This is a genomic window from Mesorhizobium zhangyense, from assembly GCF_011045115.1.
GTDB classification, from domain to species: Bacteria; Pseudomonadota; Alphaproteobacteria; order Rhizobiales; family Rhizobiaceae; genus Mesorhizobium_M; species Mesorhizobium_M zhangyense.
In genome coordinates this window covers 98,836-124,333 of the sequence record NZ_JAAKZG010000013.1, presented here as the reverse complement: position 1 = coordinate 124,333, position 25,498 = coordinate 98,836, and the positions used below count along the sequence as shown (strand labels likewise).

General features: G+C 62.8%; 22 protein-coding genes. 12 read left to right on the top strand and 10 right to left on the bottom strand.

Going from position 1 to position 25,498, the window contains the following annotated elements:
- Positions 1 to 7: 7 nt before the first annotated feature.
- Genes fdhF through G6N74_RS24045 form a run of 3 tightly spaced genes read left to right on the top strand, consistent with a single transcriptional unit; the run spans position 8 to position 3,999 of the window.
- Entirely contained in the window at positions 8 to 2,884 is a 2,877-nt protein-coding gene (gene fdhF, locus G6N74_RS24055; RefSeq protein ID WP_165120546.1) for a formate dehydrogenase subunit alpha, read from the top strand.
- A gap of 4 nt (positions 2,885 to 2,888) precedes the next feature.
- Positions 2,889 to 3,719 carry a formate dehydrogenase accessory sulfurtransferase FdhD gene (gene fdhD / locus G6N74_RS24050; RefSeq protein ID WP_165120545.1) on the top strand — a complete coding sequence of 277 codons (831 nt, stop codon included), beginning with the start codon at positions 2,889 to 2,891 and terminating at the stop codon, positions 3,717 to 3,719.
- Positions 3,709 to 3,999: a formate dehydrogenase subunit delta gene (locus G6N74_RS24045; protein ID WP_119820942.1), complete on the top strand. Its 291-nt coding sequence runs from the start codon at positions 3,709 to 3,711 to the stop codon at positions 3,997 to 3,999. The genes fdhD and G6N74_RS24045 overlap by 11 nt, the downstream gene beginning before the upstream one ends.
- Positions 4,000 to 4,031: 32 nt before the next feature.
- Here the strand turns inward: G6N74_RS24045 and G6N74_RS24040 are convergent, their stop codons facing one another.
- The 9 genes from G6N74_RS24040 to G6N74_RS24000 all read right to left on the bottom strand — a co-directional run bounded on the left by G6N74_RS24040 (position 4,032) and on the right by G6N74_RS24000 (position 13,212).
- On the bottom strand, positions 4,032 to 4,880 hold the full coding sequence (locus tag G6N74_RS24040) for a sugar phosphate isomerase/epimerase family protein (protein ID WP_165120544.1): 849 nt from the start codon (positions 4,878 to 4,880) through the stop codon (positions 4,032 to 4,034).
- Between the two features lie 133 nt (positions 4,881 to 5,013).
- A complete protein-coding gene (locus G6N74_RS24035) occupies positions 5,014 to 6,438 on the bottom strand; it encodes a gamma-aminobutyraldehyde dehydrogenase (RefSeq protein ID WP_165120543.1) in 1,425 nt (474 codons plus the stop codon).
- Positions 6,439 to 6,554: 116 nt separating this feature from the next.
- Positions 6,555 to 7,370: an ABC transporter permease gene (locus G6N74_RS24030; protein WP_165120542.1), complete on the bottom strand. Its 816-nt coding sequence runs from the start codon at positions 7,368 to 7,370 to the stop codon at positions 6,555 to 6,557.
- Positions 7,371 to 7,564: 194 nt separating this feature from the next.
- The gene (locus G6N74_RS24025) at positions 7,565 to 8,533 is read right to left on the bottom strand and encodes an ABC transporter permease (protein ID WP_165120541.1); all 969 of its coding nucleotides are present in this window, start codon (positions 8,531 to 8,533) and stop codon (positions 7,565 to 7,567) included.
- Complete coding sequence (locus G6N74_RS24020; protein ID WP_165120540.1) at positions 8,530 to 9,525, bottom strand: ABC transporter ATP-binding protein; 996 nt, start codon at positions 9,523 to 9,525, stop codon at positions 8,530 to 8,532. The genes G6N74_RS24025 and G6N74_RS24020 overlap by 4 nt, the downstream gene beginning before the upstream one ends.
- A gap of 206 nt (positions 9,526 to 9,731) precedes the next feature.
- A complete protein-coding gene (locus tag G6N74_RS24015; RefSeq protein ID WP_165120539.1) occupies positions 9,732 to 10,889 on the bottom strand; it encodes an ABC transporter substrate-binding protein in 1,158 nt (385 codons plus the stop codon).
- Between the two features lie 133 nt (positions 10,890 to 11,022).
- Positions 11,023 to 11,934: a LysR family transcriptional regulator gene (locus G6N74_RS24010; RefSeq protein WP_091917323.1), complete on the bottom strand. Its 912-nt coding sequence runs from the start codon at positions 11,932 to 11,934 to the stop codon at positions 11,023 to 11,025.
- A gap of 43 nt (positions 11,935 to 11,977) precedes the next feature.
- Positions 11,978 to 12,616 carry a DedA family protein gene (locus tag G6N74_RS24005; protein WP_165120538.1) on the bottom strand — a complete coding sequence of 213 codons (639 nt, stop codon included), beginning with the start codon at positions 12,614 to 12,616 and terminating at the stop codon, positions 11,978 to 11,980.
- Positions 12,613 to 13,212 (bottom strand): class I SAM-dependent methyltransferase, encoded by a 600-nt coding sequence (locus G6N74_RS24000; RefSeq protein ID WP_165120537.1) that lies wholly within the window; start codon positions 13,210 to 13,212, stop codon positions 12,613 to 12,615. Before G6N74_RS24000 ends, G6N74_RS24005 begins: the two co-directional genes overlap by 4 nt.
- Positions 13,213 to 13,530: 318 nt before the next feature.
- Here G6N74_RS24000 and G6N74_RS23995 point away from each other — a divergent pair, with 318 nt between their 5' ends.
- The 4 genes from G6N74_RS23995 to G6N74_RS23980 are packed head-to-tail and all read left to right on the top strand — an operon-like array spanning position 13,531 to position 16,973.
- Positions 13,531 to 14,205 carry a response regulator transcription factor gene (locus tag G6N74_RS23995; RefSeq protein WP_165120536.1) on the top strand — a complete coding sequence of 225 codons (675 nt, stop codon included), beginning with the start codon at positions 13,531 to 13,533 and terminating at the stop codon, positions 14,203 to 14,205.
- Positions 14,202 to 15,578 (top strand): sensor histidine kinase, encoded by a 1,377-nt coding sequence (locus G6N74_RS23990; RefSeq protein ID WP_165120535.1) that lies wholly within the window; start codon positions 14,202 to 14,204, stop codon positions 15,576 to 15,578. Before G6N74_RS23995 ends, G6N74_RS23990 begins: the two co-directional genes overlap by 4 nt.
- A gap of 59 nt (positions 15,579 to 15,637) precedes the next feature.
- Entirely contained in the window at positions 15,638 to 16,087 is a 450-nt protein-coding gene (locus G6N74_RS23985) for an RrF2 family transcriptional regulator (protein ID WP_165120534.1), read from the top strand.
- The gene (locus G6N74_RS23980; protein ID WP_165120533.1) at positions 16,077 to 16,973 is read left to right on the top strand and encodes an NAD(P)/FAD-dependent oxidoreductase; all 897 of its coding nucleotides are present in this window, start codon (positions 16,077 to 16,079) and stop codon (positions 16,971 to 16,973) included. The genes G6N74_RS23985 and G6N74_RS23980 overlap by 11 nt, the downstream gene beginning before the upstream one ends.
- Before the next feature lie 4 nt (positions 16,974 to 16,977).
- Here the strand turns inward: G6N74_RS23980 and G6N74_RS23975 are convergent, their stop codons facing one another.
- On the bottom strand, positions 16,978 to 17,757 hold the full coding sequence (locus G6N74_RS23975) for a DeoR/GlpR family DNA-binding transcription regulator (protein WP_165120532.1): 780 nt from the start codon (positions 17,755 to 17,757) through the stop codon (positions 16,978 to 16,980).
- A gap of 242 nt (positions 17,758 to 17,999) precedes the next feature.
- Between G6N74_RS23975 and G6N74_RS23970 the strand changes: the two genes are divergently transcribed.
- The 5 genes from G6N74_RS23970 (at position 18,000) to G6N74_RS23950 (ending at position 25,440) form a co-directional block, all read left to right on the top strand.
- A complete protein-coding gene (locus tag G6N74_RS23970) occupies positions 18,000 to 18,974 on the top strand; it encodes an ABC transporter substrate-binding protein (protein WP_165120531.1) in 975 nt (324 codons plus the stop codon).
- Between the two features lie 77 nt (positions 18,975 to 19,051).
- Complete coding sequence (locus G6N74_RS23965) at positions 19,052 to 20,071, top strand: quaternary amine ABC transporter ATP-binding protein (RefSeq protein ID WP_165120530.1); 1,020 nt, start codon at positions 19,052 to 19,054, stop codon at positions 20,069 to 20,071.
- Between the two features lie 4 nt (positions 20,072 to 20,075).
- Positions 20,076 to 22,109: an ABC transporter permease gene (locus G6N74_RS23960; RefSeq protein ID WP_246245911.1), complete on the top strand. Its 2,034-nt coding sequence runs from the start codon at positions 20,076 to 20,078 to the stop codon at positions 22,107 to 22,109.
- A complete protein-coding gene (locus tag G6N74_RS23955; protein ID WP_165120529.1) occupies positions 22,109 to 23,002 on the top strand; it encodes a phosphotransferase family protein in 894 nt (297 codons plus the stop codon). The genes G6N74_RS23960 and G6N74_RS23955 overlap by 1 nt, the downstream gene beginning before the upstream one ends.
- The gene (locus G6N74_RS23950; protein WP_165120528.1) at positions 22,999 to 25,440 is read left to right on the top strand and encodes a GcvT family protein; all 2,442 of its coding nucleotides are present in this window, start codon (positions 22,999 to 23,001) and stop codon (positions 25,438 to 25,440) included. Before G6N74_RS23955 ends, G6N74_RS23950 begins: the two co-directional genes overlap by 4 nt.
- The last annotated feature ends 58 nt before the right edge of the window (positions 25,441 to 25,498 follow it).

The following is a 25,498-nucleotide window of genomic DNA, read 5'->3' as shown; positions in this document are numbered from 1 at the left end:
CAGGATCATGGGTCTCGTCCACGAAATCGACTACGGCACCCCGGCCTCGAAAGCGGAAAAGCAGATCACGCTGTCCGTCGACGGCTTCACCGTGACCGTGCCGGAAGGCACCTCGATCATGCGTGCCTCGATGGAGGCCGGCATTGCCATTCCGAAGCTTTGCGCCACCGACATGGTCGATGCTTTCGGCTCCTGCCGCCTCTGCCTGGTGGAGATCGAGGGCCGCAACGGCACGCCCTCCTCCTGCACGACGCCTGTCGCACCCGGCATGGTGGTTCATACCCAGACCGGCCGCCTGAAAGACATCCGCCGTGGCGTGATGGAGCTTTACATCTCCGACCATCCGCTCGACTGCCTGACTTGTGCTGCAAACGGCGACTGCGAATTGCAGACGCAGGCCGGCGTCGTCGGCCTGCGCGACGTGCGCTATGGCTACGAAGGCGACAACCACGTCTTCAAGAAGATGGACGGCGCGGAAAACTTCAAATGGATGGCGAAGGACGAGTCCAACCCGTACTTCACCTATGACCCGTCGAAATGCATCGTCTGCTCGCGCTGCGTGCGCGCCTGCGAAGAAGTGCAAGGCACATTCGCGCTGACCATCGAAGGCCGTGGCTTCGGCAGCCGCGTGTCGCCCGGTATGCACCAGCCCTTCATCGATTCGGAATGCGTTTCCTGCGGCGCCTGCGTGCAGGCCTGCCCGACCGCGACGCTGACGGAAAAGAGCGTTATCCAGATCGGCCAGCCGGAGCATTCGGTGGTCACCACCTGCGCCTATTGCGGCGTCGGCTGCTCGTTCAAGGCCGAAATGCGCGGCGACGAGCTGGTGCGCATGGTGCCCTACAAGGACGGCAAGGCCAATCGCGGCCATAGCTGCGTCAAGGGCCGCTTCGCCTATGGCTATGCCACGCACAAGGAGCGCATCCTCAACCCGATGATCCGCGAAAAGATCACCGATCCATGGCGCGAAGTGTCGTGGGAAGAGGCGCTGACCCACACCGCCAACGAATTCCGCCGCCTTCAGTACCAGTATGGCCGCACGGCAATCGGCGGCATCACCTCGTCGCGCTGCACCAACGAGGAAACCTATCTCGTCCAGAAGCTGATCCGCCAGGGCTTCCTCAACAACAATGTCGACACCTGCGCCCGCGTCTGCCATTCGCCGACCGGCTACGGCCTCGGCCAGACATACGGCACCTCGGCCGGCACGCAGGATTTCGACTCGGTCGAGGATTCCGACGTGATCATGGTGATCGGCGCCAATCCTTCGGCCGCGCACCCCGTCTTTGCCTCGCGCATGAAGAAGCGCATCCGCCAGGGCGCCAAGCTGATTGTGCTCGATCCGCGCGTCACCGAGACTGTGGATTCGGTCCACGCCAAGGCCGACTATCACCTGCCGCTGAAGCCCGGCACCAATGTCGCCGTGGTCACCTCCCTGGCGCATGTCATCGTGACGGAAGGGCTGTTCGACGAGCAGTTCATTCGCGAGCGCTGCGACTGGTCGGAGTTCGAGGACTATGCAGGCTTCGTCTCCGACGAACGCCACAGCCCGGAGCAAGTGGAAAAGCTGTCCGGCGTGCCGGCAGAGAAAATCCGTGAAGCGGCCCGGCTCTATGCGACGGGCGGCAATGGCGCGATTTATTACGGCCTCGGCGTGACCGAACACAGCCAGGGTTCGACCACCGTCATCGCGATTGCCAACCTCGCCATGCTGACCGGCAATATCGGACGGCGCGGCGTCGGTGTGAACCCGCTGCGCGGCCAGAACAACGTGCAGGGCTCATGCGACATGGGCTCGTTCCCGCATGAGCTGCCGGGCTATCGCCATATCTCTGGCGACGCCGTGCGCGACATCTATGAGAGCCTGTGGGGCGTGAAGCTCGACAACGAGCCGGGCCTGCGCATCCCCAACATGCTGGACGCGGCTGTTGAAGGCACCTTCAAGGGCATCTACATCCAGGGCGAGGACATCCTGCAGTCCGACCCGGACACCAAGCATGTCTCGGCCGGCCTCGCCGCCATGGAATGCGTGGTGGTGCACGACCTGTTCCTGAACGAGACGGCGCGCTACGCCCATGTCTTCCTGCCGGGCTCGACCTTCCTCGAGAAGGACGGCACCTTCACCAATGCCGAACGCCGCATCAACCGCGTGCGCAAGGTGATGGCACCGAAGAACGGCTTTGCCGACTGGGAAGTGACGCAGAAGCTTGCCCAGGCGATGGGCCTGAACTGGAACTACCAGCACCCGTCGGAAATCATGGACGAGATCGCGCAGACGACGCCGAGCTTCGCCAAGGTTTCCTACGACTATCTCGACAAGATGGGTTCCGTGCAGTGGCCGTGCAACGAGGCGGCACCGGAAGGCACGCCGATCATGCATATCGACCATTTCGTGCGCGGCAAGGGCAAGTTCATCCGCACCGAATATGTGGCGACGGACGAAAAGACCGGCCCACGCTTCCCGCTGCTGCTCACCACCGGCCGCATCCTGTCGCAATACAATGTCGGCGCGCAGACACGCCGCACCGAAAATGTCGTCTGGCATTCGGAGGACCGCCTGGAAGTCCACCCGCACGATGCCGAGAATCGCGGCATTCGCGACGGCGACTGGGTGCGCCTGCAAAGCCGGGCTGGCGAGACGACATTGCGTGCGCTGATCACCGATCGCGTGTCGCCGGGTGTCGTCTACACGACCTTCCACCACCCCGACACGCAGGCCAACGTCATCACCACCGACTTCTCCGACTGGGCGACCAACTGCCCCGAATACAAGGTCACCGCCGTCCAGGTCGCGCCATCCAACGGCCCGTCCGAGTGGCAGGAGGAGTATGAGGACCTGTCGCAGCGCTCGCGCAAGATTGCGACGCTGGAAGCGGCGGAGTAAGGTAGTGGCTGCGGCCCGCAAACCCATCACCCAGACCTCCCGCCTCGCCCGGCGCGCGGCTGGAACGGCGGCGGCAAACCGCATGGTGCCGGAGGAAACGCCGGTGGCGTTTTCGTTTGCCGGCACCACACATGCGGTGATGATGGCGAGCCCGGCGGATTTTGAGGATTTCGCGCTGGGGTTTTCGCTCACCGAAGGCATCATCTCGTCGATTGACGAGATCGAGGCGATCGAGGTCGAGGACCAGGGCGCCGGCATCGACATCCAGATCCGGCTGAAGGACAAGGCCAATACGCGTTTCCAGGCGCGTCGCAGGCGGCTGGCAGGGCCGGTCGGCTGCGGGCTCTGCGGCATCGAATCCATCGAGGAAGCGATGCGCTCGGTTGATCAGGTCGGTGCGTCGCCGCTTACGCTCAGCGAGAACGATATCGTCCAGTCGGTGAAGCTGCTTTCCAAGGTACAGCCGATGCATGCCGAGACCGGCGCGGTGCACGCCGCCGGCTTCTACGTGCCCGGCAAAGGCATCATCAAGGCGCGCGAGGATGTCGGCCGCCACAATGCGCTCGACAAGCTGGCAGGCGCGCTCGCCCACAAGGGCATCGACGGTTCCTCCGGCGCGGTCGTCGTCACGTCGCGCGTTTCGGTCGAGATGGTGCAGAAGACGGCGGCGATCGGCGCGCGCTTCATCATTGCCGTGTCGGCACCGACCGCCCTTGCCATCCGCACCGCGGACGAGGCCGGCATGACGCTGGTGGCGCTGGTGCGCGGCGACGATTTCGACATTTTCACCCATCCAGACCGCGTCACTTCCGGAGCAGCCAGACATGTCGCTTGAAGAACACAAGGCCAGTACGCGCGACAAGCTGATCCGCATGGCCAACCAGATCGCGACGTTCTTCCATTCGAAGCCGCGCGAGGAAGGCCTGGCCGGCACGGCCGAGCACATCAACAAGTTCTGGGAGCCGCGCATGCGCCGGCATCTGTTCGAGGTTCTCGACAGTGGCGGCGAAGGGCTGGACGAACTGGTGATCGCGGCGTCGGAAAAGATCAGGCGGCCGAGCGATCCTGTGACGCCCGCACAGGCCGCGGAGGCAAATGCCGACGTCAGCGGCTGAGGGTCGGCTGACCGCCCACCGAGGCCGTCGTCCTATGCCCGCTTCCAGCCTTTCCGGATGTGTGTAAAGCCCTCGCGGTAGACCGCTTCCGGGTTTTCGGCGAAATCGCGCCAGACCTTTGTCGCCGCCGCCAGATCCTTCAGCCCGCGCCCGAACGCCTCGATGGTGAGCCAGCCGTCATAGCCGCTCTCCTTGATCGCGGAAAACGTCTTCTTCCACGGGATATTGCCGCGCCCCGGCACGCCGCGATCATTCTCCGAAATATGAATGTGGGCGATGTTGCGGACGTGCTTGGTATAGGCGCCGATGGGGTCCGTCTCCTCGATATTGGCGTGGAAGGTGTCGTACATGGCGCGGATGTTCGGATGGCCAATCTCGTCGATATGGGCCGAGAGGTCGGCCATCGTGTTCAAGAGATAGCATTCGAAGCGGTTCAGCGCCTCAAGCCCGATGGTGACGCCATGCTGGCCGGCATGGTCGCCGATGGCGCGCTGCGAGGCGACCGAGCGCTTCTTTTCGGCCGATGTCGGGCCGACGCCGGAAAACTGGCCGAGTGTGGAATGAAGCGGGCCGCTGAGCGTTTTCGCGCCGAGCGCCTCGGCACAATCGATCGCCCATTTCATGTAGTTCATGCCGGCCTTGCGGGTGGCAGCGCTCGGCGAGATCAGGTTCATCGCCGGATCGCCCATGGCCGACACGGCGGTGCGCTCAAGGCCGATGCGATCGAGCATTTCGCCCAGCCGCCTGTAGTCGTCGGGCGTGCCTTCGAAGACCGGGATTTCGACGCCGTCATATCCGGTCGCCTTGATGTCGCGCAGCAGTTTTTGGTGCTTTCCTGTGACATTGGTGGTCCACAGGAACATGCAGAAGCCGATTTTCATTTTTGTCCCCTCCGATGGCCGCTCTGCTGGCGGTTCAACGGCAATCTAGCGGGGAAAATCTGGTAGGACCAGATAGGCAAGACAAAAAGAGAGCCCGGCGAACCGGGCTCCAGGGCAGAAGTTCGGTGGCCGCTTAGTGCGCGATCATGACGTGGCGCACCGCCGTGTAATCCTCCAGCGCATAAAGCGACATGTCCTTGCCGTAGCCGGATTGCTTCAACCCGCCATGCGGCATCTCGTTTGTGAGCATGAAGTGCGTGTTGATCCAGGTGCAGCCATATTGCAGCCGTGCGGCGGTCGACATGGCGCGCGAGACGTCCTTGGTCCAGACGGATGAAGCAAGGCCGTAGTCGGAATCATTGGCCCAGTTGACGGCTTCGTCGGCGTCGGAGAAGCGGGTGACGGAGACGACCGGCCCGAACACTTCGCGGCGCACGATCTCGTCTTCCTGCAAGGCGCCGGCAACCACGGTCGGCTGGTAGAAGAAGCCGCCGCCCTCGCCCGGCTTGCCGCCGGTGGTGATCTCGACATGCTTCAGCTCCGAGGCGCGCTCGACGAAACTCGCGACGCGGTCGCGCTGCCGGCTGGAGATGAGTGGCCCGATCTCGTTTTCTGTATCGTCCGGCTGGTTGAACTTTATGGTCGAGACGGCCGATGACAGGTCGGCGACCAGCTTGTCGTAGATTTTCTTGCCGGCATAGATGCGGCAGGCGGCGGTGCAGTCCTGCCCCGCGTTGTAATAGCCGAATGCGCGCAAGCCATTCACAACAGCTTCCAGATCGGCATCGTCGAAGACAATGACCGGCGCCTTGCCGCCCAGTTCCAGATGCGTGCGCTTGACCGACTTGGCGGCGGCCTGCAGCACCTTCTTGCCGGTGGCGACGTCGCCGGTAATCGAGATCATGTTGACCTTGGGGTGGTTGATCAGCGCGTTGCCGACGCTTTCGCCTCGCCCAAGCACAACATTGACCACGCCTTCAGGCAGGATTTCAGCCATGATCTTCGCCAGCTTCAGCGCCGTCAGCGGCGTCTGTTCGGACGGCTTGAACACCACCGTGTTGCCGCCGCCGATGGCCGGCGCGAGTTTCCACGCCATCATCATCAACGGGTAGTTCCACGGCGCGATGGATGCGACGATGCCGATCGGGTCACGGCGCACCATGGACGTATGACCGGGCAGATATTCGCCCGCCACGACACCCGGCATGGAGCGCACCGCGCCGGCGAAGAAGCGGTAGCAATCGACGATCGCCGGGATTTCGTCGTTGAGCACGGCATTGATCGGCTTGCCGCAATTCAGCGCCTCGAGCTTGGCAAAGCTCTCCGCCTCGGCCTCGATGCGGTCGGCGATCTTCAGGAGATAGCCGGAGCGCTGCGCCGGCGTGGTGCGCGACCACCCGGTGAAAGCTTTTTCTGCGGCAGCGACTGCCGCCTCGATCTGCGACTGGCTCGCCTCCGGCAGGTTGAGGATGATCTGGCCGGTCTTGGGGTTGAGGATCGGCTCCTCGGTCTCGGTGCCCTTTTCGAAGCGCGAACCGATCAGCATCTCGGTGTCCATGTAAGCTCTCCCTGGCTTGGTGTCTCAAGAGAGCGAGTAGTTAGTAGTGAGTGGTGAATAGGTTTGAACGCGTTGCTTTTTCCTATTCACTATTCACCACTCCCTATTCACTCATTTCATTTGCCCGAACCGGCGACCTGGTCGCCGTCGCGGGTCAGGTAATAGGCGGCAAGGATGGGCAGGAACGTCACCAGCACGACAACCATGGCGACGACATTGGTGACCGGGCGCTGGCGTGGTCGCACCAGTTCCTCCAGCATCCAGATCGGCAGCGTCTGCTGCTGGCCGGCGGTGAAGGTGGTGACGATGACCTCGTCGAAGGACAGCGCGAAGGCGAGCATGCCGCCGGCCAGAAGAGCCGTGCCGATATTGGGCAGGATGACATAGCGGAAGGTCTGGAAACCATCAGCGCCGAGATCCATCGAGGCTTCGATCAGCGAACCGGACGTGCGGCGGAAGCGGGCGACCGCATTGTTGTAGACCACGACGACGCAGAAGGTGGCGTGACCGAGAATGATCGTCCAGAACGAGAATGGGATTTCGGCGAGACTGAAGGCTGAGCGGAGCGCAATGCCGGTGATGATGCCGGGCAGTGCAATGGGCAGGATGACCAGCAGCGAGATCACCTCACGGCCGAAGAACTTTGTCTGCGACACCGCTGCGGCACACAGCGTGCCGAGCACCATCGCAATTGCCGTCGACACTGCCGCAACCTTCACAGACAGGCCGAGGGCGGACCACACGTCCGGCCGGTTCCATGCGACAGCGAGCCATTGCGTGGTGAGACCGGGCGGCGGCCACTGATAGCTCTTTTCCTCCATCGTGAAGGCATAGACGAAGATCAGCAGGATTGGCAGGTGCAGGAACAGGAGGCCTGCGGCAGCGGCGATCTTGAGCCCGAGGGGTGCGGATTGATGGCGATCAGAGCGCATGGGAACCTCGCGCACTTACGCTGACGTATTTACCCCCACCCCTAACCCCTCCCCACAAGGGGGAGGGGAATCTTTCCACCTCGCCCTCGGCAGGGACACACTCAGACAAAGAAAAATTCGGCAAGAATGAATGCATGAGATATCCCCCTCCCCCTTGTGGGGAGGGGTTAGGGGTGGGGGTCTTCTCCGAAGAACTAAAGCGCATCGAACGCCCCCATGCGCTTGGCCGCCCAGAGATAGATCCCCATGATCACGACCGGGACCACGGTGAAGGCCGCTGCCAGCGGAATGTTGCCCGCCGTGCCCTGCTGGGCATAGACGGCCTGCCCGATGAACAGGCGCGACGTGCCGATGATCTGCGGGATGATGTAGTCGCCCAGCGTCAGCGAGAAGGTGAAGATGGAGCCGGCGACGATGCCCGGCAGCGCCAGCGGGAACAGCACGTTGCGGAAGGTCTGGCCGGGCGTGGCGCCAAGATCGGACGAGGCTTCGACCAGATTGCCCGGCACGCGCTCGAGGGCTGCCTGTATCGGCAGGATCATGAAGGGCAGCCAGACATAGACGAAGACGATGAAGGTGCCGGTGAAGGAAACCGACAGCGAATTTCCGCCGACATAGGGCAACGACAGCCAGGCATCGAGCAGCCACGACAGATGCAGCTTGGCGAACAGCCATGTGAGGATGCCTTCTTTGGCGAGGATAAGCTTCCAGGCATAGATCTTGACCAGATAGCTGGACCACAGCGGCAGCATGATCCCGAGATAGAACAACGCCTTCCATTTGCCGCGGGCATAACGGGCTGCGAAATAGCCAATGGGAAAGGCAACGACCGCCGAGGCCAGCGTGACGCAGGCGGCCATGGTAACCGTGCGGACGATGATGTCGAAATTGGCCGGGCGCAGCAGCTCGCCATAGGTCTTCAGCGTGAATTCGCGGTTGATGAGCCCGGAAAAATCATCGATCGAAAAGAAGCTCTGCAACAGCAGCGCAAACAGCGAGCCGAGATAGACGATGCCGAGCCACAGCAGCGGCGGCGTCAGCATCAGGAACAGAAGCAGTTTCGGCCTGCGCCAGAAAATGTCCGACAGCGCGCCGGCAATGCCGCCGCGGCTGGGCAGGATGACCGGCGCGGAACCGGCAGGCATGACAGCCTCGGTCCTCATGCCGGCTCGTCCATGAGATGAAGATCGGCCGGCAGCCAGACCAGCGAGACATCCGCGCCATCTTCCGGCACGGGCTGGCCGGCGGGCGTTATGACATGCAGGCGGGTGCCTTCAGCATCGACGGTGAACCGGTTGGTTGCGCCGAGAAAGCTGCGGGCGCGCACCGTGCCTGCAACGCCCTGCCCTGCCTTTTCGGCCAGCCTGATCTTTTCCGGCCGCAGGCTTGCCCAGCGGCGCTTGCCACTATAGCGGGCGACGAAATCCGGCGACAGCACATTCGAGGAACCGACGAAATCTGCAACGAAACGCGTTTGCGGTCGCTCATAAATGTCCTGCGGCGTGCCGATCTGCATGATGCGGCCATCGTTGAAGACGGCGACGCGGTCGGCCATGGACAGGGCCTCGCCCTGATCGTGCGTCACGAAGACGAAGGTGATGCCGAGCGCGCGCTGGAGCAGCTTCAGCTCCTCCTGCATGTTTTCGCGCAGCTTCAGGTCGAGCGCGCCGAGCGGCTCGTCTAGCAGCAGAACGCGCGGCTTGTTGACCAACGCACGTGCCAGCGCCACGCGCTGACGCTGGCCGCCGGAAAGCTGGCTCGGGCGGCGCGCGCCATAACCGGGAAGCTGCACCAGCTTCAGCGCGTCTTCGGCTTGTTTGGCGCGCTCAGTGCGGCCCACGCCCTTGACCATCAGTCCATAGGCAACGTTGTCGAGCACGTTGAGATGCGGGAACAGCGCGTAGTCCTGGAACACCGTATTGACGTTGCGGCGATAGGGCGGAACGCCCTCGGCGCGTTCGCCGAAGATGGAAATCGAGCCCGCCGTCGGCTGCTCGAAACCGGCGATCAGGCGCAGGCAGGTCGTCTTGCCCGAACCCGACGGGCCGAGCATGGCGAAGAACTCGCCGGGCCGAATATCGAGGTCAACCGCATCAACGGCGCGCACGGCGCCGAAATGGCGGGAGACTTTTTCGAAGGAGACGGCTGTGGTCATGGGATTGTGGATTACCAATTTCTGACGGTGTTTTTCGGCCAACACCCCTCATCCGTCTCGGCGCTACGCGCCGATCCACCTTCTCCCACAAGGGGAGAAGGAAAGGGGCTCTCCCTTCTCCCCTTGTGGGAGAAGGTGGCCCGAAGGGTCGGATGAGGGGTGTTGGCCGAAGCGCGGCCTATCCAGCCACGCTTCGGACCAATAACTCACCGTCCGCCGATCACGCCGATATAGTCCGACACCCAGCGGTAGTAAGGCACGCATTCGCCCTGGCTGCCGCATTTGGCGACGGGCGTCTTCCAGAACTTGATCTTGGCGAAGTCCTCGAAGCCGTTGGTCTTGCAGCCTTCGTCGGTCAGCAGTTCGTTGCCCTTGCAGGCAGCCGGCACGGCCGGGTTGGAGCCGAACCAGGCGGCGAGATCGCCCTGCACCTTGGGCGAGAGCGAATGCTCCATCCACATATAGGCGCAGTTCGGGTTGGCGGCATCGACATGCAGCATGGTCGTGTCGGCCCAGCCGGTGGCGCCCTCTTCCGGAATGGTCGAGGCGATCGGCTGCTTTTCCGCTTTCAGCAGGTTGACCTGGAACGGCCATGAGCCCGAAGCGACGACGCCTTCGTTCTTGAAGTCGTCGATCTGGATCATGGCATCGTGCCAGTAGCGGCCGGCCAGCGTGCGCTGGACGCGCAGCAGGTCGAGCGCTGCCTTGTACTGGTCCTCGTTGAGTTCGTAGGGGTCCTTGATGCCGAGATCGGGCTTGTGCGCCATCAGGTAGTTGGCGGCGTCGGCGATGTGAATCGGCCCGTCATAGGCCTGGACGCGGCCCTTGTTGGGCTTGCCATCGGGAAAATCCATCGCCTCGAAGACGACGTTCCAGCTCTTGGGTGCTTCCTTGAAAACGTCGGTGTTGTACATCAGCACGTTCGGGCCCCACTGGTAGGGCACGCCGTAATGCACCTTGTCGACGGTGAACCAAGGGGCGTTCTGCAAACGCTCGTCGACGGTTCCCCAGCTCTTGATGAGATCGACATTGACCGGCTGCACGCGCTTGCCGGCGACCAGACGCAGCGAGGCGTCGCCGGAGGCAGTGACGAGGTCGAAGCCGCCCTCATTCATCAGCGCGACCATTTCGTCGGAAGTGGCGGCGGTCTTGACGTTGACCTTGCAGCCAGACGATTTCTCGAAGTCCGAGACCCAGTCATAGGCCTTGTCGGTTTCGCCGCGCTCGATATAGCCCGGCCAGGCGATGATGTTGACCTGGCCTTCGCCCTTGCCGATTTCCTTCAGCATCTCCTGCGCCATGGCCTGGCCGGAAAAGCTCAGCGCCATCGTCAGAGCGGTGCATGTCTTCAGAAAAGATTTCATGACTTTCTCCCATTTGAGGGGCCGCTCTGGGTGGCGACGTTGATCCCTGAAATGAAAGGTGATCTGAATCCGGAGCATTCGCAAACGGATTTATCAGAAAGTCGTTATCGGCTTTTCCGATAGGTTGCGATTTCTACGGTCTTTGCCGTGTTTGCCTCTGCGACTGGGCCACGCCGATGAAATCGCGCGCTGCCTGCGGCAGGCTGGAGCCGCGCCGCCAGACCATGCCGACCTGGACGACGGGCAGCGAACCGGAGATATCGCGCGATTCGATGCGGTCGCCTTCCAGCGACCATGGCCGGTAGACGAGATCGGGCAGGAGCGCCACGCCGGCACCGGTGGCGACGAGGCTGCGCACGGCTTCCACGGAGCGCGTGCGGAAGGCGACATGCGGGCGTGCGCCGAGCGCCACCAGCAGTTTGCCGGTGTTCTCCTCGATTTCGTCGACAGTGAGCATGATCAGCGGTTCGCTGACGATATCGTTGATGCCGATGATGTCGGCGCTCGCCAGATGATGGCCAAGCGGCAGCCACAGGCGATAGGGCGAGACTTCGAGGATTTCGGCCTGCAGCGCCATGCGGTCACGCAGGTTGGAGATGACCATGACGGCAACGTCGAGCTCGCCGCCGACCAGCAGGTGCTCGAGATAGTCGCCATTGTCCTCGATGGCCGAAACATCGATCGAGGGAAAGGCACGGCGGTAACGGGCTAGCAGATCCGACAGCACATAGCCGGCGACCAGTGAGGTGACACCGAGCTGAAGCCTGCCGGTCGCACGCTCCTTGTCGTCGGAAAAGGTGCGGCGGGCGTCGGAGACGTCGGCCAATATCTTGGTGGCGTGGCGCAGGAACTGATGGCCCTTGTGGGTGATGTTCAGCCCGCGCGGGTGGCGCTCGAAAAGCTCGACGCCGAGATCGCGCTCCAGATCCTTGATCGCTTCGGTGACTGCCGATTGCGAGATCGAGAGGTTCTGGGCCGCGCCAGAAACCGTGCCCTGCTCTGCGACCGCGACGAAGAATTGCAACTGCCTGATGGTGAATGCCATGGTGCGAATAAACACGCGCCGTGGCGGAATGGGAAGAGGCCGCTCAGCGTCCTCTTCGCCGAAATGTCACGGCACGCTGCCAGGCGCGGATGCGGCCGACAGCGCCGTAGCGCAGTGCGACCAGGAACGCCGTCTCCAGCACCAGGACGACCGCGACGATGCGCAAGCCGATCGTCACCGGGTCCTGACCGGCATGGCGCATGAGATAGCCGGCACTCAGGAACGCGGCATTCCAGACAAGAGTGCCGCAGAATGTGCCGGAAAGGAAAGGCAGGGCTGCGAGCCGCCAGGCACCGGCGGGGATAGCAAGATAGATGCGCACCGTCGGTACGAGCTGGGCCAGAAGCGTCACGCGAAACTGGTTACCGCGATAGGCCCGCGCCAGCCGCTGATAGGTCGCCTTGGGCAGAAGGACATATTTGCCGAAGCGGTCCACCAGCCTGTCGGCGCGATCCGACCCCAGCCAGCGGCCCATGCCGTACCAGAACATCGAGCCGATTGTGGAACCGAGCGCGGTGATCAGCAACAGCGTGGCGAGGACTTCGCTGTTCGGCGCCGCAGTCATGCCGAGGAACAGCAGCAGCACATGCGAGGGCGGCACGGGCAGTAGCTTTTCGGTGAAGGCGAGAACGCCAGCGCCGAGAAGCCCAAGGCCGAGCATCGTCGCTACAGGTCCGATCATCGGATGCGCCAATCATATCTGTTAGCGTTCGCAATCCGGCTTATACGGTAGACGGCCGCCGGGGGGAAGTTTCGAAAGGTGTGGCCGATGCGGGTCGCTTCGAGATCGAGACGGTCAAGCATCGTCTGCTCGATCGGGCAGCGCCAGCTATAGGTGAACTGATAGAGCGCCCCACCAGGGCGAAGATTGGCAAAAACGCCTTCGAGGATGGCCTGCGTCTTGCGCGGCGGTATCGACAGGAAGGGCAGCCCGCTGATCGCAGCACCCAGTACCGGCCCCTCGAACAGGGCCAGATGACGCAAGCCCACGGCATCCATCTCGAAGACCCGCGCCTCGGGAAAGCGATGCCGAAGCATTCCGGCAAAGTCGGCACCTGCCTCGATCAGGGTAAGGTCCTCTTCCTTCACCCCGCACGCCAGCAGCGCCCGGGTGAACGGACCGGTGCCGGGACCGAGTTCCAGCACAGGGCCGGTCGCAGCGTCTATCTCGCTCGTCATCAACGCCGCGAGGCTCGGGCTCGACGGCGTGACCGAAGCGACCCGCAACGGCGCCGCAGCCCAGGCCATAAGAAAGGACAAAGTATCACTCGCAGGCATATCGACCCTCAATCCACATGTCGGCAGCAAGGCGAATCGACCGCCAGCTTTAATGAGGGCTGTTTGCGACGACTGGATTACACCGGCATTGCATGGCGCGATAGTGCGCCAAAAAAAGCTGGGAATCCGGTGCCGGCGTCGCCATTTCAAATTCGCAATGTTTCTGCAATGTTGGCGCATTAGATCGCCATGCGTCCGCTCGGACGCATAAAGGACGATCTAACACTTTGAAGGAGCATCGGAATATTCCGAAAACCGGATTCCACTTTTCGGTCCGATGCTCTAGCGGGCAGGGTTTAGCCGTCGCAAGGATATCGAATGCGCATATTACTGGTCGAAGACGAGCCGGAGATGGTTTCGGCTTTGCGCGCAGCTTTGAAGCGGCATGACATGGTCATGGACCATGCCGGTTCGCTCAAAGCGGCGGAAGGCTTCGTCGCCATCGATACCTATGACGCGATCCTGCTCGACCGGCGGTTGCCGGACGGAGACGGCCTGTCGCTGGTGTCGAAATTGCGTGCCGAGAAGAATGCCACGCCGGTTCTCGTTCTGACCGCGCTTGGCGACCTTGCAGACAAGGTCGCCGGCCTCGATCTCGGTGCCGACGACTATCTGGCGAAACCCTTTGCCTTCGAGGAGCTTCTGGCACGCCTGCGAGCCTTGCTGCGCCGCCCGGCAACCGTGCAGGCACAAACATTCCGTGCCGGCCACGTCGCCTTTGACGTCGGGCATCGCGAGGCTTCCATTCGTGGCGAGCCGTTGACCTTGCCGCGGCGCGAATTGCTGGTGCTGGAGACCTTGATGCGGCGCACCGGCCGCATGGTTCAACGCTCCTCACTCATGGAAGCGGTGTTCGGCATGGACGACGAGATCCAGTCCAACGCACTCGACACCCACATCTCCCGCCTGCGCCGCAAGCTGGCGGATGCCGAAGGCGGCGTGACGATCAACGGCATTCGCGGCGTCGGCTATCTGCTGCGCGAGACGCCATGACCAAACGCTGTCATTATTCGCTGAAGTGGCGTCTGATTTTTCGCATCGCGCTGTTGCAGGGCGTGATGGTGACGCTGTTCATCCTGCTCATATTCGCGGCCATGATCGTTACCGGCGCCATTCCGCATGAATATGAGGGCGGGACGATGGATGTCCTCGTTGATGCCATGGACCGTGATGCGAACGGCAACCTTGTGCTCAAGGAGACGCACGAACTCACCAATTTACGGTCAAAAGTGCCTGACCTCTGGTTCATAGCCCGAGACAAGGATGGACACAGACTGGAGGAAGGCACCGTGCCGCCGGAATTCAAGCAGTTCGTGCCATTGCTCGACAATCTCAGCGACGCGCGCATCGACAGAACCCCTGGCGAGGGATCGCCACCCGCGGTCAGGATACGCTGGACGGATACCGCTGCCGGCAATGTCCAGATCATGACCGGAACAAAGGGCGAGCTTTCGCTTCTGCGCCTGCTGATGGAAGCGCCGCACTTCTTCCTCAAGGGTATCCTGCCCATCACCGGGCTGATGGGGCTGGCCACGCTGTTCGCCACGCCGTGGGTGGTGCGCGGCGCACTTTCGGGCCTTGGGCTTGTCGCTGCCGAAGCCGAGCGCATCGACATCCACAAGCGCGGCGTGCAATTGCCGGTGAAGGATATTCCGCAGGAAATCGTTCCGCTGGTCAACGCCGTCAACGACGCCTTGTTGCGGCTGGACAGCGGCTATGAGCGCCACAAGCGTTTCCTGTCCGACGCAGCCCATGAACTGCGCACGCCCGTCGCCATCCTCAGCACGCGCATCGCCTCGCTTCCGCCGACGCCGGAACGCGCGAGGCTGCTGCAGGACACGGCGAGACTCGCGACATTGACCGACCAGCTTCTCGACCTGCGCCGCCTCGACCAGCATCGGCCCAAGAGTTTCTCGCCCATCGATCTGGTCGAAATCGCGCGCAATGTCGTCATGGACCTTGCTCCGATCGGGTTCGCCGCCGGCTACGAAATAACATTCGAGCCATCTGCCAAGACGCTGTTCATCCACGGTGACAGCGTTGCGGTAGAGCGGGCCGTGACCAACCTCGTGCAGAACGCGATCGAACATGGCGGCAATTCCGGCAAGATCAGCGTCGCCGTGTCTGCGCCGGCGATCATCGAGGTTTCCGACGAAGGCACAGGCGTGCCGGAGAACGAAAGGGAGCGGATCTTCGAGCCTTTCTATCGCTCCGTCCCGCAAAACCGCGGCGCGGGTCTCGGCCTCACGCTGGTTCGGGAAATCATGGAACTGCACGACGGGCATATCGAACTGGCCGCGGCAAGCAGGGTCGGCGCCTGCTTTCGCATGATCTTTTCGCCAAGCGCCCTTCCCGCCCAGGCTTGAAAACCGGCGTGTTTTCGACGGCCATTGACGACGGTCAAATTCGTAACTAAATAAGTTACATGAAACGAAACAGCAAACTTTCCTCGACCCTGCACATCCTCGTCCACATGGCCGAGGCGCGGGAGGGCATTCAAACCTCCGAGCAACTCGCCTCCTTCATCCACACCAATCCGGTCGTCGTGCGCCGCACCATCGCCGGTCTGCGCGAAGCCGGCATCGTCGCCTCTGCGCGCGGCCATGGCGGCGGCTGGCAGCTTGCGCGAGCGCCGGAGACGATCTCGCTGGCCGAGATCTGCACAGCGCTCGGCGAAACGCTGCTGCCTTTCAGCACCGCGCCGGAAAGCCCCGGCTGCCTGGTTGAGCAGGCGGTGATTGCGGTGCTCGACGATTTTCGCGCCGAGGCGGAACGCCTGCTTCTGCAAAAGCTCGCCCGCGTGACGCTTGCCGACATCGCCGCCGATTTCCGCCGCCGCTATGCCGCACTTGGAGTGACCGACCATGCCGTATGATATCATCATCGTCGGCGGAAGCTTTGCCGGCCTGGCCGCAGCGACGCAGATCGCGCGGGCGCGGCGGCGGGTGCTGGTGATCGACGCCGGCCTGCCGCGCAACCGTTTTGCCGAACATTCGCACGGTTTTCTCGGACAGGACGGGCGAGCGCCGGCCGAAATCCTCGCAGACGCACGCAGGCAGCTTCTTGCCTATCCGACGGCCAAGATCGTCGATGGCCAGGCTACTAAAGCGGAGGTCACGGATTCCAGCCTTCGCGTCGGGATCGGCAGCGGCGAAACATTCGAAGCGTCACGGCTGATCCTGGCCACCGGCGTGCGCGATACGCTACCGGACATTCCCGGCCTTGCCGAGCAGTGGGGCAAGACTGTGCTGCACTGCCCCTATTGCCACGGCTACGAAGTGGCCGGCGGTGCGCTCGGGGTTCTTGCAACCGGCCCGATGGCCATTCATCAGGCCCAAATGATTGCCGACTGGGGCGATGTGACGTTGTTCACCAACGGCATTTTCGTGCCGAATGCGGAACAGCTGCAGGCGTTGAAAGCACGCAATGTGGCGATCGAGCCTGCGAGTGTGATCCATGTCGAGGGCGATAGCGCCAGCGGCCTTCTCCTCAAGCTCGACGATGGCAGCACGCGAAAGATCAAGGCGCTGTTCACCGCTCCGCGCACCAGCATGGCGAGCCCGCTCGCCGAACAACTGGGCTGCGAATTCGTCGATGGCTTTTTCGGGCCTGTCATCAAGGTCGATGAACGCCAGCAGACGACAGTGCAAGGCGTCTATGCCGCAGGCGATGTTGCGCGCGAGCCGCACAATGTGGCCTTTGCCGTCGCAAACGGCACATGGGCCGGCGTGGCGGCCCACCAGTCGCTGATCTTCGGGTAGTCGCTCAGGCCACTTCGCGATGGTCGCCGGCGATCCTCAGCCGTGTGCCGGCGGTATTGAGCGCGGCCACGATCTCGCGCGGCGGCATACGATCCGTCGCCAGCTCGCCAAAGCCGGAGAAGTTGCAGACCTGAACGAGGCCCTGCCGGCCGAATTTGGTGTGGTCGGTGATGACCACGGTTCGCGTGGCGCGCGACAGCACCATGCGGGCGAATTCGGCTTCCTCGAGATCGTAGTCCATCACGCCCATCTGGGCATCCACGGCGCCGGTCGAAATGACGGCGTGGTTGACGCTGAAGCGGCTGACGAATTCGATGGCCGAGACGCCGAAGGCCGCGCCTGAATCGCTGCGTAGCTCGCCGCCCGCCATATAGACCTTGTTGCCGTTGACGGTGGCCAGCGTGCGGGCGATGTCGGAAGAATTCGTCACCACGGTCAGCCGGCGATGGCCGAGAAGCTCGCGGGCGAGATAGCTCGTCGTCGTGCCGGTATCGAGCATGATCGACTCGCCATCGCGGATGGTTGCGGCAACCACCTGAGCGATCGCGCGCTTGGCCTCGGCGTTGTCGCGCATGCGCCGCTCGAAGGGCGCCTCGCCGACCAAGGTGGGCAGGCCGATGGCGCCATGCATCTTGATGACCGTGCCTTCGCTGGTCATCGGCTTCACGTCGCGCCGTATCGTCTCCAGCGACACGCCGAGCTTTTCAGCAAGCTCGGCAACGCTGATCGTGCCCTCTTCCTGAATGATCCGCAGTATCTCGCTGTGCCGTTTTGAATGGTTCATGGATCGCCGTGTCAGATGCCATCATCTATGCCCGCTTATTAAGCAATTTTGTGGCATTTAACAACTAGCTTGCTTTAATACGGTCAAAAAAACACAAAAGACCACAAATTTCCGTTGACAGCCACCTTACGTTGCGTGACACTCATCATCAGGGAACAGACCTGAAGCTGGCTGAGAAACACAGGCAACCGCAGCTTCGGGCGCATAAAACGAATACGAAAACGATGAGCAGGAGGGTCAGCATGCCATTGGGCACCCGCACCATCAGTTCCGCGTTCGGCGCGTTAGCGCTATCGGCGGCTGCCCTCCTCTCATCGTCGCAGTGGGCGGGGGCCCAGGAGTCGACCGATCCGATCAAGCTGACGCTGCATGACTGGACCGGACAGCTCATCACCACCCAGATCATGGGTGAGGTGCTGAAAAAGGCAGGCTACAGCGTCGACTATGTCCAGGCCGATTATCTGGCCCAGTTCGCCGGCCTCGAGACGGGCGATCTCGATGTGGCAATGGAAATGTGGGAGACCACCGGCCGCGACGCCATGGACGCCGCGACCGCCACCGGAAAGGTCGAGAATTTCGGCCCGACGGGCATGAAGGCCAAGGAAGAGTGGTGGTTTCCGGAATACATGAAGGAAAAGTGCCCGGGGCTGCCCAATTGGGAAGCGCTGAAGGACGAGAAATGCGCCGAAGCCTTCTCCACCGCCGAAACCGCACCCAAGGGCCGCTATCTCGGCGGACCGGTCACCTGGGGCGGCTTTGACGACGAACGTGTCGAGGCGCTCAATCTGCCTTTCGAAGTCATTCATGCCGGCACGGACGCGGCACTCTTTGCCGAACTGGAAAGCGCCTATCAGCGCAAGGCGCCGATCCTGCTCTGGATCTACGCGCCGCACTGGGCGCCGGCCAAATACAAGGGCGAGTGGATCGAATTCCCGGAATACACGAAGGAGTGCTACACCGACCCGAAATGGGGTTCGAACCCCGACGCGCAATATGACTGCGGCAAGCCGCATGGCGAGATCTGGAAGGTCGGCTGGGCCGGCGTGAAGGACAAATGGCCGGGCGCCCACAAGGCGATAAAGGCCTTCACGCTCGACAATGACGAGATGGGCCAGATGATCACCAAGGTCGACCTCGACGGCAAGAAGGTGGATGACGTGGTCGCCGAGTGGATGGGTGGCAACGAAGCGCGCTGGTCGGAGTGGATCAAGAAATAGGATAGAAATTGCCCCTGCCCGCCGCCCCGTGCGGCGGGTTTTTTTTGCTTTCACAGACACCCCAGACCGGACGGATGATGACCGCATCGGAACCAAAACTCATCTGTCGTAATGTTTGGAAGGTTTTTGGTGCCGGGGCCGGGGAGTTTCTGGGCGTGAAAGACGCCGATACGTCGTTGGCAAGCCTCAGCAAGGCCGGGCTGGTCGGGGCGGTGCGCGACGTCAATCTGGAAGTCCACGCCGGCGAAATCTTCGTCATCATGGGGCTGTCCGGCTCCGGCAAATCGACGCTGGTGCGCTGCCTGTCGCGGCTGGTTGAGCCGACATCAGGCGAAATCCTGTTCAACGGCGAAAACCTGCTGGCGGCGAGCGAAAGCCGCATGATCGAGATTCGCCGCCACCAGATGGGAATGGTGTTCCAGCATTTCGCGCTGCTGCCGCACATGACCGTGCTGGCAAATGTCGCCTTCCCGCTTGAAGTGCAGGGTGTCGACCGCGAGACCCGTGAAGCTCGCGCGAAAAAGATGATCGATCTGGTCGGGCTCTCGGGCAAGGAGAATTTCTTCCCGCGCGAGCTTTCCGGCGGCCAGCAGCAGCGTGTCGGCATCGCGCGATCCTTGTCTGTGGAGCCGGAGCTGTGGTTCCTCGACGAGCCGTTTTCGGCGCTCGACCCGCTGATCCGGCGCGAGATGCAGGACGAATTCGTGCGCCTGCAATCTGTACTGAAGAAGACCATCGTCTTCATTACCCATGATTTCGACGAAGCGATAAGGCTGGCCGACCGCATCGCCATCATGAAGGACGGCTCCATCGTGCAGGCCGGCACGCCGGAAGACATCGTGCTCAACCCGGCGACGCCCTATGTCGCGGAATTCACGCGCAACGTGCCCAAGGCCAAGGTGGTCAAGGTCGGCTCCATCATGCGCGCCGCCAAGTCTGCTTCCGGCACGGGTGCTACCGTGCGCGAACGCGCGACGATCGCCGAAGCCGCACCCATCTTCGCCAATGTCGACCGCATCGGCGTGATAGACAGCACCGGCAAGCCGGTCGGCGTGCTGCATCGCGACGATGTCGTCGAACTGATGATGCGGGGGTGACGCGATGAGCATGCCCGCCCGCCCTATAGAAACATCCGCGCCGGCGCAGCACCGGCCGCGAGAGGCTATGGGTGCCGCGCATCTCACGGCCTGGTTTGCGGCCTTGGCCATATTCGTCCTGCTCTGGCAGTTCGGCGAGCCGATCTCGAAATGGGCTTTCGACTATCCGAAAGCGTGGCAGATTCCGTTGGCGCGCTGGATCAGCGACGCGATGAAATGGCTGGTCAATGAAGCGAGTTTCGGCCTCTTCACCTTCACCGATCTGACCCGATTCATCGCCGATATCGTCAACCTGCCCTACCGGCTGGCGCTTAGCCTGCTTTCGACCGGCTTTCTTTCCGGACAGGGTTCGAGCGCGGTACAGATCCTGCCGCCGCTGTCGTGGATCGCGGTGATCGCCGTCGTCACGCTGATCGGCTACCATGCCGGCGGGCGCAGGCTTGCGGCAATCGTCGCCATCTGCTTCGGCTTTCTTGCCGTCTTCGGCCAATGGCAAAGCGCCATGGTGACGCTGGCGTCGATCCTCGTCGCCGTGCCGCTCGGCGTCGTCGGCGGGCTGCTGCTGGGCATCGCCGCCTATCGCTGGCCGCGTTTTGAGACGGCGCTGACGCCGATTCTCGACCTGATGCAGACCATTCCGGTCTTTGCCTATCTGGTGCCGATCCTGTTCCTGTTCGGCTTCGGACCGACGGCGGCAATCGTTGCAACGCTGATCTACGCCATGCCGCCGATGACGCGCATCACCGTAATGGCGCTGCGCGCGGTTCCGTCGGAGTTCCGCGATCTCGGCAACATGATCGGCTGCACGCGCCGGCAAATGACATGGCGGGTGCTGGTGCCTTCGGCCAAGGACAGCCTGATGGTCGGCGTCAACCAGGTGATCATGCTGTCGCTCAACATGGTCATCATTGCCTCGATGATCGGCGCCGGTGGGCTCGGCTTCGACGTGCTGGCCGCGCTGCGGCGTCTCGACATCGGTGCGGGGCTGGAAGCGGGGCTGGCCATCGTCGCCCTTGCAATCGCGCTCGACCGGCTGAGCCAGGCCTATGCCGCGCGCGCCGGCGCACCGGTCGCGCCTGCATCCACCGGCGGCCTCGTCGCCCGCCATCCCTATACGGTTGCTGCCGTCGCAGTGATCCTCGTCACGGGGGTCGCCGGGCTTATCCTGCCTGCGGTGCAGACCTATCCCGATGCACTGAAACTCTCGACCGGTTCGTTCTGGTCGAATGTCGTCGGCTGGATCAACGTCAATTTCTTCGACACCTTCGAGGCGGTCAAGAACGCCGTCCTGCTCAACATACTGATACCGTTCAAACGCCTGCTCGGCGGTCTTCCCTGGCTCGGCGTGACGGGCATGCTGGCCTTCGCCGGCTGGCGGCTCGGCGGCTTGAAGCTCGCCGCAATCGTCGGCGTGCTCGCCTTCCTCATCGCCGCTACCGGCCAGTGGGAAAAAGCGATGATCACCACTTACCTCTGCGGCATCTCGGTGATCTTCGCCGCACTTCTCGGCATTCCGATCGGCATATTGTCGGCTGAGCGGGCGCGGCTGTGGAGCTGGGTTCGCGTCATCATCGACACGCTGCAGACGCTGCCGTCCTTCGTCTATCTGATGCCGGCGGTGATGCTGTTCCGCGTCGGCGATTTCACCGCCATGATCGCGGTCGTCGCCTATTCGATCGCACCGGCGATCCGCTACACCGTGCACGGCCTGATGAAGGTCGACCCGCGCCTGATCGAGGCCGGCCGCGCCATGGGCTGCACGCCGTTCCAAATCCTCACCAAGATCAAGCTCAAGCTGGCGCTGCCTGAAATCATGCTGGGGCTGAACCAGACGATCATGTTCGCGCTATCGATGCTGGTGATTACTGCGCTCGTCGGCACGCGCGATCTCGGCCAGGAGGTCTATATCGCCCTGACCAAGGCCGACACCGGACGCGGGCTGGTGGCAGGATTTGCCGTCGCCTTCATCGCGATCATTGCCGACAGGCTGATTTCTTCGGGGGCGGCGCGAACCAAAGCAAGGCTGGGGTTGGTGTGATGGGAACGAAAACCGAAGACCGCATCCGCGCCCTGCCCTGCTGGAATGGCGGCATCGCCATCGAGCCGCTGAAGGGCGGGCTGAGCAACGAGAATTTTCTCGTCACCGACGCTGCCGGAAAACATGTCGTGCGCTTCGGCAGGGACTATCCGTTTCACCACGTCTACCGCGATCGCGAGATCATGACCGCGCAGGCGGCGTACGAGGCGGGCTTTGCGCCCGAACTGCAATATGCCGAGCCGGGCGCGATGGTCACCGCCTATCTCGGCGCAAAAACCTTCGGGCCGGATGATGTGCGTGAAAACCGCATCCGCATAGCCGAACTGGCGCGACGTTTCCACGAGGAGATGCCGAAGCATATTTCCGGCGCCGGCTTCATGTTCTGGGTGTTCCACGTCATTCGCGACTATGCCCGTACGCTCGAAGCCGGCGGCAGCCGCATGACGGCCGAGCTGCCCCACTATGTCGCGCTGGCCGACGAACTGGAGCGCGCGCAAATGGCGCTGCCGGTGGTGTTCGGCCACAACGACCTGCTGCCGGCCAATTTCCTCGATGACGGCAACAGGCTTTGGCTCATCGATTTCGAATATGCCGGCTTCAACACCGCAATGTTCGACCTCGCCGGCGTGGCCTCCAATGCCGGCATGTCCGAGCAGGAATCGGAAGACCTGCTTGGCGCCTATTTCGGCCACGCGCCGAACATCCCGCTGCGCCGCGCCCATGCGGCCATGCAATGCGCCTCGCTGCTGCGCGAGGCGATGTGGAGCATGGTTTCGGAACTGCACCTGACCGCGCCCGGCGCGGACTATGTCGCCTACACCGCTGAAAATCTCGAACGGCTCGATGCCGCTCTCGAGCACTACCGCATGATATATGGAAAGACCGCATCATGACCCTGCCATCCCATGCCCAGATCGTCGTCATCGGCGGTGGCATCATCGGCTGCTCGACAGCCTACCATCTGGCGCGCGACCACAAGGCCGACGTCGTGCTGCTGGAGCAAGGCCGTCTCACCTCTGGCTCGACCTGGCATGCGGCGGGCCTCGTCGGGCAGTTGCGCTCTTCAGCCTCGATCACGCGCGTATTGAAATATTCGGTCGATCTCTACAAGCGGCTGGACGAGGAAACCGGGCTCGCCACCGGCTGGAAGATGACCGGCTGCCTGCGGCTCGCCACCAACCAGGACCGCTGGACCGAGTTCAAGCGGCTGGCCACCACGGCCAAAAGCTTCGGCATGGAAATGCATCTTATCTCGCCCGAGGAGGTCAAGCGCATGTGGCCGCTGATGGAAACCTCCGACCTCGTCGGCGCAAGCTGGCTGCCGACCGACGGTCAGGCCAGTCCCTCGGACATCACGCAATCGCTGGCCAAGGGCGCGCGCATGCATGGCGCCAAGCTTTTCGAGGAGGTGCGCGTCACCGGCTTCGAAATGAAGGATGGCCGCATCACCGCGGTGAAGACCAGCAAGGGCGACATTGCCTGCGAAAAGGTGGTGAACTGCGCCGGCCAGTGGGCGCGGCAGGTGGGCACCATGGCCGGCATCAACGTGCCGCTGCAGCCGGTGAAGCACCAGTACATCATCACCGAGAAGATCGACGGGCTTTCCACCGACGCGCCGACAATCCGCGACCCCGACCGGCTGACCTATTTCAAGGAGGAGGTAGGCGGCCTCGTAATGGGCGGCTATGAGCCGAACCCGCAGGGCTGGACGACGGGCGACGTGCCGAACGATTGGGAATTCCGCCTGTTCGACGACGATTTCGACCATTTCGAGCAGCATATGACGCAGGCCATCGCCCGCGTGCCGGCGCTGGAGAAAGTCGGCGTCAAGCAGATGATAAACGGACCCGAAAGCTTTACGCCGGACGGCAATTTCATTCTGGGCATCGCGCCGGAGTGCTCGAACATGTTCGTCGGTGCCGGCTTCAATGCTTTCGGCATCGCCTCGGGCGGCGGCGCTGGTTGGGTGCTGGCGCAGTGGGCGGTGGACGGCGAGGCGCCGCTCGATCTGTGGACAGTCGATATCCGCCGCTTCTCCGGCCTGCATCGCGACCGGCAATGGGTGTCGGACCGCACGCTGGAAGCCTATGGCAAGCACTACACGATCGGCTTTCCGCATGAGGAATATCAGTCCGGTCGACCGCGCATCGTCTCGCCGCTCTATGAGCGGCTGAAGAAGCATCGCGCCGTGTTCGGCTCGAAACTCGGCTGGGAGCGGCCGAACTGGTTCGCGCCGGCGGGCATCGAGCCCAAGGACATCTATTCCATGGGGAGACAAAACTGGTTCGAGCCGGTGGGCGACGAGCACCGCCATGTGCGTGAAGCCGTCGGCATCTTCGACCAGTCGTCCTTCGCCAAATATGAGATGAGCGGCCCCGACGCGCTGAAGGCGCTGGACTGGATCTGCGCCAACGACGTCAACAAGCCGGTCGGGCGGCTGACTTACACGCAGCTTCTCAACACGCGCGGCGGCATCGAGGCCGATATCGTTGTGGCGCGGATTGCCGAAGAAAAATTCTACATCGTCACCGGCACCGGCTTCCGCACGCATGACCTGTCGTGGATCAGCGACCACATTCCCGCCGGCCTTGACGTGAAACTAACCGACGTGACCGAGGATTTCGGCACGCTGTCGCTGATGGGACCGCGAGCGCGGGACGTTCTGTCGGTGGTGACAGACGCCGAGGTCTGCAATTCGGCCTTCCCCTTCGGCCATGTCCGCGAGATCGTCATCGCCGGCCACACGGTTCGGGCCTTGCGCGTTACCTATGTCGGGGAACTCGGCTGGGAACTGCATGTGCCGATAGGTGCTGCCGGCGAAATCTTCGACGCGCTGATGGTGGCTGGCAAGCCGCATGGCATCCGCCCGGTCGGCTATCGCGCACTGGAATCGCTGCGCCTCGAAAAAGGCTACCGCGCCTGGGGCGCCGATATCACGCCCAACGACACGCCACAGGAAGCCGGGCTGGGCTGGGCGGTGAAGCTGAAGAAGAACACCGATTTCCTCGGCCGGCGCGCCCTGGAAGGGCTGAGCGGCGAGCCGTTGAAGAAGCGCTTCGCCGGCTTCACTGTCGATGACCCGGACGTGGTGCTGCTCGGCCGCGAGACCATCCTGCGCAATGGCGAGCCGGTCGGATATCTCTCCAGCGGCGGCTTCGGCTACACGCTGGGCAAGCCGGTCGGCTACGGCTATGTCCGCAACGCCGACGGCGTCAGCGACGAGTTTTTGACCTCGGGCGAGTATGAATTGGTGGTGGCAATGGAGCGTACCAAGGCGAAGATTCACCTCAAGCCATTTTATGATCCCGCAATGGCGAAGGTGAAGGCTTAGAGCCTTTCCGGCCCTGGCGGAATCGCCCCTCACCCTTACCCTCTCCCCGTGAAGGACG

Excerpts from the sequence above, each read along its gene's own strand:
- G6N74_RS23950 (WP_165120528.1), top strand. The coding sequence starts at position 22,999 with ATGACCCTGCCATCCCATGCCCAGATCGTCGTCATCGGCGGTGGCATC.
- G6N74_RS23965 (WP_165120530.1), top strand. The coding sequence starts at position 19,052 with ATGACCGCATCGGAACCAAAACTCATCTGTCGTAATGTTTGGAAGGTT.
- G6N74_RS24040 (WP_165120544.1), bottom strand. The coding sequence starts at position 4,880 with ATGAAAATCGGCTTCTGCATGTTCCTGTGGACCACCAATGTCACAGGA.
- G6N74_RS24045 (WP_119820942.1), top strand. The coding sequence starts at position 3,709 with ATGTCGCTTGAAGAACACAAGGCCAGTACGCGCGACAAGCTGATCCGC.
- G6N74_RS24005 (WP_165120538.1), bottom strand. The coding sequence starts at position 12,616 with ATGATCGGACCTGTAGCGACGATGCTCGGCCTTGGGCTTCTCGGCGCT.
- G6N74_RS24030 (WP_165120542.1), bottom strand. The coding sequence starts at position 7,370 with ATGCGCTCTGATCGCCATCAATCCGCACCCCTCGGGCTCAAGATCGCC.
- G6N74_RS24025 (WP_165120541.1), bottom strand. The coding sequence starts at position 8,533 with ATGAGGACCGAGGCTGTCATGCCTGCCGGTTCCGCGCCGGTCATCCTG.
- fdhF (WP_165120546.1), top strand. The coding sequence starts at position 8 with ATGGGTCTCGTCCACGAAATCGACTACGGCACCCCGGCCTCGAAAGCG.
- G6N74_RS23990 (WP_165120535.1), top strand. The coding sequence starts at position 14,202 with ATGACCAAACGCTGTCATTATTCGCTGAAGTGGCGTCTGATTTTTCGC.
- G6N74_RS23995 (WP_165120536.1), top strand. The coding sequence starts at position 13,531 with ATGCGCATATTACTGGTCGAAGACGAGCCGGAGATGGTTTCGGCTTTG.
- G6N74_RS23955 (WP_165120529.1), top strand. The coding sequence starts at position 22,109 with ATGGGAACGAAAACCGAAGACCGCATCCGCGCCCTGCCCTGCTGGAAT.
- G6N74_RS24020 (WP_165120540.1), bottom strand. The coding sequence starts at position 9,525 with ATGACCACAGCCGTCTCCTTCGAAAAAGTCTCCCGCCATTTCGGCGCC.
- G6N74_RS23980 (WP_165120533.1), top strand. The coding sequence starts at position 16,077 with ATGCCGTATGATATCATCATCGTCGGCGGAAGCTTTGCCGGCCTGGCC.
- G6N74_RS24035 (WP_165120543.1), bottom strand. The coding sequence starts at position 6,438 with ATGGACACCGAGATGCTGATCGGTTCGCGCTTCGAAAAGGGCACCGAG.
- G6N74_RS24010 (WP_091917323.1), bottom strand. The coding sequence starts at position 11,934 with ATGGCATTCACCATCAGGCAGTTGCAATTCTTCGTCGCGGTCGCAGAG.
- G6N74_RS24015 (WP_165120539.1), bottom strand. The coding sequence starts at position 10,889 with ATGAAATCTTTTCTGAAGACATGCACCGCTCTGACGATGGCGCTGAGC.
- G6N74_RS23975 (WP_165120532.1), bottom strand. The coding sequence starts at position 17,757 with ATGAACCATTCAAAACGGCACAGCGAGATACTGCGGATCATTCAGGAA.
- G6N74_RS24000 (WP_165120537.1), bottom strand. The coding sequence starts at position 13,212 with ATGCCTGCGAGTGATACTTTGTCCTTTCTTATGGCCTGGGCTGCGGCG.
- G6N74_RS23970 (WP_165120531.1), top strand. The coding sequence starts at position 18,000 with ATGCCATTGGGCACCCGCACCATCAGTTCCGCGTTCGGCGCGTTAGCG.
- G6N74_RS23960 (WP_246245911.1), top strand. The coding sequence starts at position 20,076 with ATGAGCATGCCCGCCCGCCCTATAGAAACATCCGCGCCGGCGCAGCAC.
- G6N74_RS23985 (WP_165120534.1), top strand. The coding sequence starts at position 15,638 with ATGAAACGAAACAGCAAACTTTCCTCGACCCTGCACATCCTCGTCCAC.